The sequence below is a fragment of the Roseateles aquatilis genome (genome assembly GCF_002205645.1).
Classification (GTDB): Bacteria; Pseudomonadota; Gammaproteobacteria; order Burkholderiales; family Burkholderiaceae_C; genus Roseateles; species Roseateles aquatilis.
Genome location: NZ_NIOF01000013.1, coordinates 13,681 through 27,476, shown reverse-complemented (window position 1 = coordinate 27,476; position 13,796 = coordinate 13,681). Strand labels below are relative to the sequence as shown.

Sequence of the window (13,796 nt, the reverse complement as noted above, 5' to 3'; positions counted from 1 at the left end):
ACCTCGCCATCCTGCGCAGCATGGCCGCGCAGATCGTCAGCCCGGTGCTGCGTGCCGCCTTGGCCAAGCCGTTGAAACGGATGGAGACGATGCGGACGTGCTGCGAGGCATGGCTCCTGCGTCCCGGCGCCTGCGGCCATCCGACGGTGTTGCACGCCGCCGTGCTGCTCAAGCGCCAAGGCGCCTGCCTGCTGGCGCTCATCCATGCGAACCGACCCATCGAGGTGGCCAGCGCATTGAGCGAACGGGAACGGCTTGGCCTGATCGGCCGGGCGCTCATGCACCACCCTCCCGCGGACGATTGGGCTTCGCGATGTTTTCTGGATGCGCTGACCGCCTTCGACATCGTCCCGGAGGTGTCGGCGCTGCCTCAGGCGTTGGAGACCATCCGCCTCGCGATCGAGGAGCTGGAAGCCGCCCGTGCCATGCCGTCGTCCGCCGCGCGCTCAGGCGCCGAACGCGTCCCCGGCGAGCACCGGCTGCGCGCGCAGGCCGTCGGTCATGTGATCCAGCAACAGGCGCAGTGGCGCGGGGACACGCCGGCCCGCGGCGTGGACCAGGTGCACCGGCACGGCGGGCAATTCATGCTCGGCCAGCACGATGCGCAGTTGCCCCCGCGCAAGCGCTTCCGCCGCCTGGTAGACGAGACAGCGGGCCAGCCCTACCCCGGCCACGGCCGCCGCCACGGCGGCGCCGGTGTCGTTCACCAGCAGGGTCGGCTCGAGCGGCACCGGGCCGTCGCGGAAGCGCCAGGGCCTCATGCCCTGCCGGTCGAAGTGGGTGGCGATCGTGCGATGCCGTGGCAGGTCCCTCGGCTCGACGAGTTGCTCGACCCGGTCGAGGTAGTCCGGCGCCCCGACGACGACGCGCCGCATGTGGCCGACCGGGATCGCCACCAGTCCTGAATCCGGCAGGTGGGCGATCCGCACCGCCACGTCCTGCGCCTCGTCCAGCAGCGAAACCACCCGATCCACCAGCAGCATGCGCAGGCGCACCCGCGCGTGCCGGATCAGGAATTCATTGGCCAGCGGCGCCACATGCAGCCGCCCGAACATCGACGGCGCGGTCATGGACAAGGTGCCGCGCGGCTCGCCCTCGACGCCGCGCAGGGCCGCCTCCGACGCATCCAGGTCGGTCAGGACACGCCGGCAGTCGACCAGGAAACGCTCGCCCGCCTCGGTGGCGCGCACCGACCGCGTGCTGCGCTGAAAGAGCTGCACGCCCAGCCGCTGCTCCAGCGTCGCGATCGCGCGCGTGGCGGCCGGCGCCGAGCACCCCAGCCGTCGCGCCGCCCCGGCGAAGCTTTGCGTGTCGGCGACCGCCACGAAACAGCGCAGGCGTTCGAGGTGATCCATGGGGTGCTCGCTGAATTGTTTCGACGACTGCAATTCTGAATGACAACCGATCGCCATTCCCGTCGTCGGGTGCAACAGATACGGTACAGGCTCGCATCGCTTCCCGAGGGAAGCCCGCCACAAGGAGCCCCCGAATGTCCCGTCCGTCCACCCCGCTGCGCCTGCATCGCGTCCCCGCCTCCGGCCATTGCCACCGGGTCGAGCTGCTGCTGTCCATGCTCGACCTGCCCTACACCACGGTCGACCTCGACCTGAAGCGCGGCGACAACCGCCAGCCCGCGTACCTCGCGCTGAACCCGCTCGGCCAGGTGCCGGTGCTGGAGGACGGCGACCTGGTGCTGCAGGAGAGCTGCGCGATCCTGGTCTATCTCGCGACGCGGTATGCGCCGGACTCCGCCTGGCTGCCGCGCGATCCAGTCGAGGCGGCCCGGCAGCAGCGCTGGTTCGGCCTGTCGGTGAGCCTGCTCGGTGCCGCGGCGTCGGCGCGCTACAAGGCGCTGACCGGCCAGCCGGTGGACCCCGCCTGGCAGGCGTCGGGGCACCGGCTGTTCGCGCTGATCGAGGCGGCACTGGCCCGCACCGCCTTCCTCGTCGCCGACCGGCCGACGCTGGCCGACCTGGCGTACTACGGCTACACCGCGCAGGCGCCGCTGGGCGGCATCCCGCTGGACGACTATCCGCGGCTGCGCGACTGGCTCGCGCACATCGAGGCGTTGCCCGGTTTCAAGCCGCTGCCCAGCTCGTTCTGACCCGTGCCAACGCTCGCCCTCGCCCACCCCGGCGAGTTGGAGAAACCCATGGACACCCACCCCCACGCCGTCGGTGACACCGCCGATCCACGCGCGACCTGGCACGACGGCGAGCAAGCCTTGCAGGCCAGGCTCGGCCTGCGCGAGCGCATGGCGGAAATCGGGCCGCAGGTCGTTCGCGACCACATGCCCGACCAGCATCGCGAGCTGTTCGAGAAGCTGCCGACGCTGCTGCTCGGCGCGCTCGACGCCGACGGCCAGCCCTGGGCGACGATGCTGGCCGGCGCCCCCGGCTTCGTGCGCACCCCCGACGCGCGCACGCTGTCGGCCGCCGCGACGCTCGACGGCCAGGACCCGGCGCTGGCCGCGTTGCGCCGCCACGGCGCGGGCGCGCCGGTGGGACTGCTCGGCCTGGAGCCGCACACGCGGCGACGCAACCGGATGAACGGGCGGCTGCGGTCGATCTCGGACGAGGGCCTGGCGGTCGATGTCGTCCAGAGCTTCGGCAACTGCCCGAAGTACATCCAGGCCCGCGATCCGGTCGACTGGATCGCGGCGCCGCCCGCCGTCGCCCGGCCGCTGGGCGCGACGCTCGACGACGCGGCGCTGGCGCTGATCGAGGCGGCCGACACGCTGTTCATCGCCAGCGCCTCCGCGCCGGCGCCGGGCATGGGCCGATCCGACGGCGTGGACGTGTCGCATCGGGGCGGCCCGCCCGGTTTCGTCCGGGCGCATCGACGGCTCGACGGCGGCATCGAGCTGCGCGTGCCCGACTTCCCCGGCAACCGCTTCTTCATGACGCTGGGCAACCTGCTCCGACATCCCCGCGCCGGGCTGCTGGTCGCGGACTACGCGAGCGGCGAGCTGCTGCACCTGGCTGCCGAGGCGCAGCTCCTCTGGCACGGCGACGAGCGCGAACTGCGCCTGCGCGTCACCGCGGGCCTGCGTCGCCCGGGCGCCCTGCCCTGGCGCTGGAACGAGGCGCGACCGGCGCCGCAGTTCCTGCCCGCGGACGCGCGCGCCTGAGCACGCGCCTGATCGCGTCGCTTCGCAACCCGTGAAATCCTGGGGGCGCCCCTGCCCGCTTCGGGTCGGGGAGCGCCGCATTTTTGCGACACTCGACCGCAAACATCAGGAGAGGGCATGCGGTCATGGGCCGATCGACGCTGAGCATCCAGACGCGGCTGGTGGCCGCGCTCAGTCTCAGCGCGACGTTGCTGGTGGGTTTGATCGGCCTGTACTGGGTCGACCGCCACGAGCAGGAACTCAACGAGGCGCTGACCGAGCGCCAGCAGCGCATGGCGCAGCTGGTCGCGCGCGGCTTCGCCGAGCCGGTCTGGAACCTGGACAGCGCCGCGCTGTCGGAGCTGCTGGACGCGGTGATGGCGGACCCGGAGGTCCAGTCGATCACGCTCGCCGCGCCCGGGCTGGACACGCTGCGGCGCAGCCGCGAGACACCGCCGGTGCGGCCGCTGACGCTGGAGTTCGAGCTCAGCCATCGCGCCGGCGCCCAGGGCCCGGCCGGCGCGCTCGGCCGCGCGACGCTGGTCTACACCCGCGCCTACATCGACCAGACGCTCGGCGAGACGCGACGCCTCGTCGCCAGCCTGCTGGCGACGGTGCTGCTGGCGATCGCGCTGACCAGCTACGTGCTGGTGCGGCGCCTGGTGGAGCGCCCGGTGTCGCGCCTGCGCGGCCTGGCGCAACGCGTGGCCAGCGGTGACCTGGGCGCCCACATCGAGCCCGAGCATGCCGACGAGATCGGCGACCTGACCGAGCAGCTCAACGCGATGAGCACCAGGCTGCACGACTTCGCCGAAGGCCTGCGCAGCAGCGAGCAGCGTTACCGCAGCCTGTTCGAGAACGCCGCCGAGGGCATCTTCCAGGCCGACGGCCACGGCCGGCTGCTGCGCGTCAACAAGGCGCTGGCGCAGATGCTGGGCCTGCCGCGGCCCGAGGACGCGCAGGGCGTGAGCCTGCGCCGCATGGTGCGCATCGAGCAGGCCGAGTACCGCCGCCTGGCCCGCGCGCTGGAGCGCCACCGGCTGCTGCAGCAGGTGCCGCTGCTGGTCACCACGCGCGACGGCCGCGACCTGTGGGTGGAACTGAGCCTGCACCTGGCGCTGGACGGCGCGCCCCGCATCGAGGGCCTGGTCAGCGACATCACGCTGCGCCGGCTGGCCGAGCAGGAGCTGACCCAGCATCGCGACCACCTGGAGGACCTGGTCACCGAACGCACCGTGGAGCTGTCGCAGGCCAAACAGCGCGCCGAGGCCGCGAACCAGGCCAAAAGCCGCTTCCTGGCGACGATGAGCCACGAGTTCCGCACGCCGCTGAACGCGATCCTCGGCTTCGCCCAGTTGCTGCAGATGGACCCGACGCTCACCGACGCGCAGCAGACGCGCATCCGGCTGATGCGCGAATCGGGCGAGCATCTGCTGGTGCTGATCACCGACCTGCTGGACGTGGCCAGCATCGAGGCCGGCAAGCTGACGCTGCAGCTGAGCCCGCTGGACCTGCGCGCGCTGCTGGAGATCTGCAGCGAGTCGATGCGTCCGCGCGCGGCCGAGAAGGGCCTGGCCTTCGACGTGCATTTCGATCCGCAACTGCCGACGCGCGTACGCGCCGACGGGCAGCGGCTGCGGCAGGTGTTGCTGAACCTGCTCTCCAACGCGGTCAAGTTCACCGACCACGGGCGCGCCGGCCTGAGCGTCGACGTCGTCGCGCAAGGCCCCAGCAGCCTGGTGCTGCGCTTCACGGTCTCGGACACCGGCATCGGCATGGCGCAGGAGCAGGTCCAGCGCCTGTTCCAGCCCTTCGAGCAGGTGGCGGACCTGTCGCGCCGCGTCGGCGGCACCGGACTGGGCCTGGCCATCAGCCAGCAGCTGGTGCGGCTGATGGGCGGCGAGATCGGCGTCGAGACCTCGCCCGACGAAGGCAGCCGCTTCAGCTTCTCGCTCGAACTGCCGCTGGCCTCCTGATCCCGCGCGCCCCGCGACGCGGGGCGGCATGGCCGCCGGGCGTCCCCGGGCCGATCGGCGCGCGGCACAAGCGGCGCCGGCGATGCTGGCGGGCACGCTCGCCGCGCGGACCCGCCGAGGTCGCAGGCATACTGCCTCGCCTATGACAGCCGTCCTGTTCTACAAGCTGCTGGCGATCTTCATCGCCGCCGCCATGGGTTGGTTCGTCGGGCACATGCGCTGGCTGGGCAAGGCCGGCGGCGAGAACGACCCGGCGCGCGTGCTCTCCAACCTCGCCTTCTATCTCTTCGTCCCGGCGCTGATGTTCCGCACCACCGCGCGGGTGGAGCTGTCGACGCTGCCGTGGCTGACGGTGGCGGCGTTCTTCGTGCCGGTGATGCTGATGCTGGTCGGTGTCTACCTGTGGGAGCGCCGCCGTCACCCGGACAGCCCGGCCGCGCCCGCCGTGCGCAGCATCACCGCCAGCTTCGGCAACACGCTGCAGATCGGCGTGCCGCTGGTGGCCGGCGTCTTCGGCGAGAGCGGCCTGGCGGTGCACATCACCGTGCTAAGCCTGCACGCGCTGACGCTGCTCAGCCTGGCCACCGTGCTGGTCGAGATGGACCTGGCCCGCCACACGAAGCGCGGCGCCAGCCTCGGCCGCACCGTGCTCACGACGATGCGCAACACCGTCATCCACCCGGTGGTGCTGCCGGTGCTGTGCGGCTTCGCCTGGCACGGAACCGGGATCCCGCTGCCGGCGGTGCTCGACGAGGTACTGCAGATGCTGGGCAGCGCCGTCGTGCCGCTGTGCCTGGTGCTGATCGGCATGTCGCTGTCGTACTACGGCCTGCCGACCGGCGCCTGGCGCGCCCTGCTCGGCCTGATCGCGCTGAAGCTGCTGATGTTGCCCGCGCTGGTCCTGGTGGTCGCACACTGGGGCTTCGGACTGTCGGGCATGCCGTTGGCGGTGATCGTCATGATGGCGGCGTTGCCGCCGGGCTCCAACGCGATGATGTTCGCGCAGCGCTACCGCACCCTGGAGGCCGAGGCCTCCGGCGCGGTGGTGCTCGCGACCCTCCTGTTCGCCGTCACCGCGCCCTTGTGGCTGGCGGTGCCGGCGTGGCTCGGGCAGTTCCAGTAAAAACCAACGACACCCAGTGAGGCACGCATGCAAGCATCGATCAATGGCTCTTCGACACCCCCTCCCGGCCTGGACATCGTCCGCGGCGACGAGGTCGCGCCCGAGGTCCTGCACGACACGTTCGTGCGCGCGTTCGCGGACTACCTGATCGGGCCGTTCCAGGTACCGCTCGAGCAGTGGCCGATGTTCCTGGCCCGCCAGGGCGTGGCGCTGGACCTGTCGCGCGTCGCGCGCGACGCCGCCGGCGCGCCGCTGGCCTTCGCGCTGGTGGCGCGGCGCCCGCTGTCGAATCGCTGGCGCCTCGCGACCATGGCCGCCACGCCCCAGGCACGCGGCAGCGGCGCGGCGCCGGCGCTGCTGGACGACGTCATCGCCCGCGCGGCGGCGGCCGGCCAGGAGGCGGTGGAGCTGGAGGTCTTCGTGCAGAACGACCGCGCCCGGCGCCTGTACGAGGGCCGCGGCTTCGCGAAGGTGCACGAGCTCTTCGGCTACCTCGCCGAGCCGGGCACCCTGGCCCCGGCCGACGCGCCGCCCGCCGCCCCGCGCGCGGTGGACATGCCGCGCGCGCTGGCCTGGCTGGACGCGGCCGAGCAACGCTACCCCGACCTGCCGCTGCAGGTCACCGCGGCCACGCTGCGGCACGGCCAGGACTACCGCGCCTGGCAGATCGCCGGCAACCGCGAGAGCATCGCCGGCGAGGCCCGGGCGCAGGTCGTCTTCGCCCTGCCCGACGAGACCGTCATGATCCACAGCCTGGTGGCGCCCGAGGACGCCGATGCGCGCGCGCTGCTGCGGGCGCTGGCGGCCGTCCACCCGGGCCGGCGGCTGCGCGTGCCGCAGTTGCAACGCGACGACATGGGCGGCGCCGCGCTGCGCGCGCTGGGCGCCGTGGCGCAGCCGCTGCACCAGCAATGGATGATCCGCCGGCTCTGACCAGCGGCACTTGTGGCACTTGTGGGGGGCGCCCGCTTTCTGTAGGGTGCCCCGCACCAACATTCAAGGGAAGCGTCCCACCATGCGATTCAAGCCCGCGGCACCCGCCGCCATCACCCTCGCCGTCCTGATCGCCCTGGGCGGCGCCAGCCTCGCCCCCGACACGCTGGCCGCGCCGGCCGCGGCGGGCACGAGCGCCGTCTCCACCGTCGGCGGCACGCTCAGCGTCAAGCTGGAGAAGGTGAAGCTGGCCAACGGCTTCGAGGTCATCCTGGTCGAGGACCACCGCCTGCCGCTGGTGGCCTTCAACATGTGGGTGCACGCCGGCCCGCGCAACGAGGCCAAGGGCCAGACCGGCTTCGCGCATCTGTTCGAGCACTTGATGTTCGCCGGCACGCGCCACATCCCGCGCGGCCAGGCCGACAAGATCATCGACGCCGCCGGCGGCACCGACTCCAACGGCTCGACCGACTTCGACCGCACCAACTACTTCTTCACGCTGCCGTCCAACCAGCTCGAATTGGGCCTGTGGCTCAAGTCCGACATGCTGGGCTACATGATCGACGAGATCGATTCGGTCTCGCTGGCCAACCAGCAGGACGTGGTGCGCAACGAGCGCCGCCAGTCGGTCGAGAACCGGCCCTACGGCATCGTCGAGGAAGCGATGTTCCAGGCCCTGTATCCGGAAGGCCACCCCTACCGCGCCACCGTGATCGGCTCGCACGAGGACATCCAGTCGATCAAGCTGGCCGACGTGAAGGCCTTCGCGCGCAGCTACTACCGCCCCAACAACGCCACGCTGGTGCTGGCCGGTGATTTCGATCCGGCGCAGGCCAGGAAGCTGGTGGAGAAGTACTTCGGCACGCTCAAGGCCGGCGACCCGGTGCCGCCGGTCAACGTCGCGCAGCCTCGGCTGACGGAGGAAAAACGCGTCGAGGTCACCGACCGCATCGAGCTGTCGCGCCTGGACATCGCCTGGCACACGCCGGCGGTGTTCCAGCCGGGCGACGCGGAGCTGGACATCGCCTCGCACGTGCTGGGCGGCGGCAAGTCCAGCCGCCTCTACAAGACGCTGGTCTACGACAAGCAGCTGGCGCAGTCGGTGGCGGTGCAGCAGTACTCGCTGTCGCTGGGCTCGGTGTTCTCGATCGAGGTCGTGGCCCGTCCCGGCAAGTCGCTGGCCGAGATCGAGAAGCTGGTCGACGACGAAGTCGCCAACCTGTCGCAGAACCCGCCCACCCCCGACGAGATGGCCCGCGCCCGCGCCACCATCGAGACCGGCACGCTGTCGCGCCTGGAGAAGGTGCAGGGTCTGGCCGACCAGATCAATTACTACAACCAGCAGGCCGGCGATCCCAACTTCATCGGCAAGGACCTGGCCCGCTACCAGGCCGTCACCGCCGACCAGGTCCGCGACGCCGTCGCGCGGCAGTTGAAGAAGAACGCGCGTGTCGTCGTGCTGGCCACGCCCGGCGAGCAGAAGCTGGCGGCCGAGGTGCCGACGCCGCCGATCCCCGCCAAGGCCGCGACGAACGAGCGCGAATCGCTGAACGCCGACGTCGCGTGGCGCAAGACGCAGCCCAAGGGCGGCAAGGCCCAGCCGCTGGCGCTGCCCGACGGCAAGCGCCTGACGCTGGCCAACGGCCTGACCGTCATCCACGTGCCCAATCCGGGCCTGCCGCTGGTCAGCGCCAGCCTGGTGGTGCGCGCCGGCCAGACCGCCAATCCGGCGGGCAAGCCCGGCCTGTCGAGCTTCACCGCCGGCATGCTGCAACAAGGCACGCAGAGCCGCACCGCGCAGCAGATCGCCGACGAGGCCGCCGCGCTGGGCGCGACGCTCACCACCGGCTCGGCGCGTGACGAGGCCCGCATCGAGGCCAGCAGCTTGAAGCGCAACTTCGCGCAGACGCTGGCGTTGCTGGCCGACGTGGCGCAGCACCCGGCGTTCGCCGACGCCGAGATCGCGCGCGTGCGCAATCAGCGCCTGGGCGCGCTGTCGCAGCAGCGCGAGCAGCCGCCCGCCGTGGCGGCGATCGTCGCCAACCGCGTGATCTATGGCGAGGGCCATCCGCTGGCCCAGGCCGGCCTGGGCGACGAGGCGGCCATCAAGGCCACGGACGCCGCCGCGCTGCGCCAGTTCTGGTCCACCCACTACCGGCCGGACCAGGCCGCGCTGGTGGTCGCCGGGGACATCTCCGCGGACGAGCTGAAGTCGCTGGCCGACAAGCTGTTCGGCGGCTGGGAGCGGCCGAAGACCGCTGCCCCGGCGCTCAACGCCGAGCCGCCCAAGCCGGGCGCCGCGCGCGTCGTGCTGGTGGACAAGCCGGGCGCGCCGCAGACGGCGCTGGCCGTGGTCGGCGCCGGCCCGAAGGCCGGCGTCGCCGACGCCGCCGACATCAAGGTCCAGAACGCGGCGCTGGGCGGCCTCTTCACGTCGCGCATCAACACGCAGTTGCGCGAGGTCAAGGGCTATACCTACGGCATCTACTCCGGCTACACGATGAACCGCGACAGCGGCATGTTCGGCATCCGCGGCAGCGTGCGCACGGACGTGACGGGCGCCTCGCTGGTCGACATGTTCAAGGAGATCGACGGCATGCGCGCCAAGCCGATGGGCGCGGCCGAGCTGAACCGCGTCCGCAACGCGCAGCTGCTGGCGCTGCCGGGGCTGTTCGACACCAACCGCGTCATCGCCTCCACCTACGCCAGCGAATGGGCGATCGGCCAGCCGGCCGACAGCATCACCTCGCTGCCGCGCAAGTACGGCGCGGTGACCGCCGGCAGCGCGTACAAGGCCACGCGCACCTACGTCGACCCGGCCTCGCTGGTCGTGGTGGCGGTGGGCGACAAGGCCAAGGTGCAGCCGCAGCTGGAGGCGCTCGGCCGCCAGCCGCTGGAGATCCGCGATCCGCAAGGCGCGCTGGTCAATGCGACCGCGCCGGCCTCGCCGGCATCGGCCGCCAAGCCGTAAGGGGCTTCGACGGTCGAGACGGGCCCGGCGTCATGCCGGGCCCGCGCGGATCGTCGGGTCCAGGCCCGGTCGACCGCGCGACCGCGTGAGCAATGCAAGACGGGCACCGCGAGGTGCCCGTCTTGCATTGCGCGGAGCAAGCGGGTCAGCGGGTCAGCGGCAGCGCCGCGCCCATCATCGCGAAGAGCGTGCCGCACACGCGGTTGAAGCCGCGACCGGAGCGCTCCAGCCACGGGCGCACGCGGTGCGCGAGGCTGGCGATCAGGAACTCCACGACCGCCTCGATCAGCACGAAGGTCGCCGCGAGCTGGACGAATTGCAGCAGCAAGTCCCGCCGCGGATCGATGAACTGCGGCAGGAAGGCGCCGTAGAACAGCAGCACCTTCGGATTGGAGACGGCCGAGAGCAGGCCCTGGCGGAACAGCGACACCCCGTTGACACGCCCTCCGGCCGTCCCCGCGGCGGCCGGCCGCAACTGGATGGCGGGCGAGCGCCACAGCTGCACGCCCAGCCAGATCAGGTAGGCGCCGCCGACGACCTTCAGCACCAGCAACGCGCTGGCGGTCGTCTGCAGCAAGGCGCCGATGCCCAGCATCGACAGCCCGATCAGCGCCGCGAAGCCGAGCGCGCCGCCCCCGATGGTCCACAAGGTGCGGCGGCTGCCGTGCGCGGCCCCGTGCGCCAGCACCAGCAGGCTGTTGGGGCCGGGCGTCAGCGACAGGCCGATGACGGTGAGCAGGTAGAGGGTCCAGGTGTGCAGTGCCATGAGGCGGCATTCTGGCCCCGGCGCCGCCGGCCGTCACGCTGGCTGTCGCGCCGGTCGTCGCCTGCCGGGATCAGGACGGCGTCAGGTGATCGATCGCCGCCTCGACGCGGCCGCGATCGTGCGCGCTCAGGCCGCGCGCGGCCTGGCGGTATTGCGCGATCAACGCGGCGTCCGCGGGCATGTGCCCGGCGAGCGACATCAGCAGCTCGGCGCGGTCGAAACCGGCGCTCATGCCGTCCATGCCGCGCAGCACCTGCAGCGCGACCTCCCGATCGACCTGGGCCTCGTCCATCAGCGCGGTCAACGCGGTGCGGCGCTCGAAGTCGCTGGACATGGTCCTGGCCGCGTCGGCGTAACGCGCCGCGTGCGCGGCGACGCCGCCGTGCAACTGGCGGCTGACCGACTCCAGCACGGTGCGGCGCTCGAAGTCGCCCTGCACGAGCAGGCTCGCCGCCAGCGCCGTGTCGACCCGGCCCGCCGCGTTCCTGGACGCGCCGTCCTCCAGCAGCGAGACGATCGCCATGCGCTTCTCGAAGTCGCCGCCGATGCCTTGCACGGCCTGCCGCCACGCGGCCATCACCGCGGCGTCTTCCGAGAGCTTGGGCGACATCGCCACCAGCACCTCGCGCCGATCGAAATCGACGCTCAGCTTGCCGACCGCCTCCAGCACCGCGCGCTGCTGCGCCGGCGTCAGTGCCTGGTGCTCGATCAGCGAGGTGAGCGCGTTGCGGCGCTGGAACTCGTCGCCCATGTCGTCGGTCAGGGCGATCAGCCGCATCATGGTGTCGTCCGGCTGCCGGCCGGTGGCGAGCAGCCCCTCGATGCGGCTGCGGCGGATCATCGGCTCCGGCGCCTTGGCGACATCAGCCAGCACCGCATCGACGCCGCCCCGCTCCAGCAGCCGGCGCGCCCGCTTCTCGCTGCCCTGGGCGGTCTCGGCCACCCTCGACACCTGCTCGGCGATCCATTGCCGGGCGGTGTCGTCGATCGGCCTGGCGTCGTCGTCGATCCAGTACTGGCGGGTCACGGCGCCCTGGCCCGCGGCGCGGAACTCGACCTTGCGGGTCACGCCGTCGATGCGCTCCCAGATCACCAGCTTGTCGTCGAGCGACACGATGTCGGTGTCGTCCTCGTTGAAGACGAGATCGCCGCCATAGGTGACGCGCAGCTCGTGACCGCCGCTGATGCTGACCTGGCGCGTCACCTTGCCGGTACTGGCCAGGCGCGACACGGCATCGCCGATGTCCAGGCTGATGCGCGGCGCCTTGCCGATCACGATCATGGGCACGGCGAGCGCCAGCGCGCACAGACCGCCGGCGAGCAGCCAGCGTCCGGCACGGCGCCGGGCGGAAGTGGGGGCATCGGTCATCGGGGACTCCTCCAGCAGCGCCTGCATGCGCTGCATCAACGGGGAACGGGCGGCGGCCATCGCGCTGGCCAGTGCCGGCATGGCACCGGGCGCGCGCCGCCACCGGCCGACGCGGCGCGCAGGGACATCGGCACGGTCACGCGCGCAGACGTAGAGACTTTCAGCCAGCGGCACCGGACCGGCCTCGCTCGCGGCCCAGGCGTCGCAGGCCAGTTCGGCGAGCAGGTCCAGGCGGCGCAGCGCCAGCCGGTTCAGCGGCTGCAACCAGCCCAACTGCGCCACCAGCCGCGCGCCCAGGCGCCAGGCCAGGTCACGCCGCCGCAGGTGGGCGATCTCGTGCGCCAGCACGGCGACGCGCTGACCCGGATCGAGCGTGCGCATCAGCCGCGCCGGCAGGCAAATCTGCGCGCCGGGCGCCACCAGCGGGCTCGGCCAGTGGGGCGTGGCGCGCAGCGTCGGCACCGGCACGCCGGCGCGCTGCGCCAGCTCGAAGGCGGCCTGGCGCAGCTCATGGTCGTCGGCCAACGGCAGCGCCCGCACCTGACGGCGCAGCGCCAGCCAGCGCACCAGCGTCGATGCCAGGCCCAGCAGCGCCACGATCGGCCACGCCAGCACGAACGCCGCCACGGCGTCGCGCAGTTCCCCGCTGTGGCCCAAGGCCGCGACGAATCCAGCACCGAGCGGCCGATCGGCGGCGACACGGAGACCGTCGGTGGACCCGTCGCGCTGGGCATCGGCAGCCCCCACGACCGGAGCGCGCGTCGGGACCGAGTTCACCACCGGCGCCGGCGTGGGTGAGGGCTCCGGCCTGGGCATCGGCACGGGCGCCGCGGCCCCGCTCGGATCGGCCATGTCGGCGTCGACGCTTTCCGCCGTGGTCGGCGCCGCCGCGACGGCGACATCGTTCCAACTGCCCGGCAGCTCGATGCGCTGGCCCTGCAGCAGCGGCTGGGCGCTGGCCGTCACCACCGCGCCGAAGAAGGCGCAGCGCCAGAAGGCCTCGCGCCAGACGGGCTGCCGCAGCACGCCCAGGCGCTCCAGCGCCCACACGCCGCCCAGCAGCACGGTGCTGTGGACGAGGTAGTTCAACAACCAACCGGTGAGCGCTTCAAGCATGGCGGCCCCCCTTCTTCTGCAGCATCGCGCGCATCCTGGCGAGGTCGTCGTCGCCGAGCTCGCCCTCCTCCACCAGATGGCTCAGCAGCGCCTCGGGCCGGCCGCCGAAGAGCGTGCTCAGCAGCCCGGACACCATCGAGCGCTGCACCTGCGGCTCGCTCACCGCGGGGCGGTAGACCAGCGCGCGACCATCGCGCTCGCTGACGATCAGGCCGCGCTTTTCCAGCCGCGTCAGCAGCGTCGCCACCGTCGTGTGGGCCAACGGACGCTGCTGGTCGCGCAGCGCCTCGGCCACCTCCGCGGTGCTGGCGTGGCCGCGCTCCCACAGCACGCGCATCAGCGCCAGCTGGAGCTCGCTCAGGGACACATCGCCCTTGGCATCCGCGGTATCGATCGATTCATCCATGTCCTGCTCCCCATCCGGCGCGGCGCG

General features: G+C 72.2%; 10 protein-coding genes. 6 read left to right on the top strand and 4 right to left on the bottom strand.

Annotated elements, in window-relative coordinates; translation table 11 throughout:
* Positions 1 to 446: 446 nt before the first annotated feature.
* The gene (locus tag CDN99_RS22140; RefSeq protein ID WP_088387088.1) at positions 447 to 1,355 is read right to left on the bottom strand and encodes a LysR family transcriptional regulator; all 909 of its coding nucleotides are present in this window, start codon (positions 1,353 to 1,355) and stop codon (positions 447 to 449) included.
* Positions 1,356 to 1,489: 134 nt separating this feature from the next.
* On the opposite strand from CDN99_RS22140, the gene CDN99_RS22135 reads away from it, so the two are divergent.
* The 6 genes from CDN99_RS22135 (at position 1,490) to CDN99_RS22110 (ending at position 10,112) form a co-directional block, all read left to right on the top strand.
* Positions 1,490 to 2,104, top strand: coding sequence for a glutathione S-transferase family protein (locus CDN99_RS22135; RefSeq protein WP_088387087.1), 615 nt, complete (start codon positions 1,490 to 1,492; stop codon positions 2,102 to 2,104).
* 48 nt (positions 2,105 to 2,152) lie between these two features.
* Positions 2,153 to 3,130, top strand: coding sequence for a pyridoxamine 5'-phosphate oxidase family protein (locus CDN99_RS22130; RefSeq protein WP_088387086.1), 978 nt, complete (start codon positions 2,153 to 2,155; stop codon positions 3,128 to 3,130).
* Positions 3,131 to 3,255: 125 nt separating this feature from the next.
* Positions 3,256 to 5,085, top strand: a complete 1,830-nt coding sequence (locus CDN99_RS22125) for an ATP-binding protein (RefSeq protein ID WP_088387085.1) — start codon at positions 3,256 to 3,258, stop codon at positions 5,083 to 5,085.
* Positions 5,086 to 5,227: 142 nt separating this feature from the next.
* A complete protein-coding gene (locus CDN99_RS22120) occupies positions 5,228 to 6,208 on the top strand; it encodes an AEC family transporter (RefSeq protein ID WP_088387084.1) in 981 nt (326 codons plus the stop codon).
* Positions 6,209 to 6,235: 27 nt separating this feature from the next.
* Entirely contained in the window at positions 6,236 to 7,141 is a 906-nt protein-coding gene (locus CDN99_RS22115) for a GNAT family N-acetyltransferase (RefSeq protein ID WP_088387083.1), read from the top strand.
* Between the two features lie 82 nt (positions 7,142 to 7,223).
* Entirely contained in the window at positions 7,224 to 10,112 is a 2,889-nt protein-coding gene (locus CDN99_RS22110; RefSeq protein WP_088387082.1) for a M16 family metallopeptidase, read from the top strand.
* A gap of 145 nt (positions 10,113 to 10,257) precedes the next feature.
* On the opposite strand, the gene CDN99_RS22105 is transcribed toward CDN99_RS22110, so the two are convergent.
* The 3 genes from CDN99_RS22105 to CDN99_RS22095 all read right to left on the bottom strand — a co-directional run bounded on the left by CDN99_RS22105 (position 10,258) and on the right by CDN99_RS22095 (position 13,769).
* Positions 10,258 to 10,878: a LysE family translocator gene (locus tag CDN99_RS22105; RefSeq protein ID WP_088387081.1), complete on the bottom strand. Its 621-nt coding sequence runs from the start codon at positions 10,876 to 10,878 to the stop codon at positions 10,258 to 10,260.
* A gap of 70 nt (positions 10,879 to 10,948) precedes the next feature.
* On the bottom strand, positions 10,949 to 13,363 hold the full coding sequence (locus CDN99_RS22100; protein WP_088387080.1) for a M56 family metallopeptidase: 2,415 nt from the start codon (positions 13,361 to 13,363) through the stop codon (positions 10,949 to 10,951).
* Positions 13,356 to 13,769: a BlaI/MecI/CopY family transcriptional regulator gene (locus CDN99_RS22095; RefSeq protein ID WP_088387079.1), complete on the bottom strand. Its 414-nt coding sequence runs from the start codon at positions 13,767 to 13,769 to the stop codon at positions 13,356 to 13,358. Before CDN99_RS22095 ends, CDN99_RS22100 begins: the two co-directional genes overlap by 8 nt.
* Positions 13,770 to 13,796: the final 27 nt, after the last annotated feature.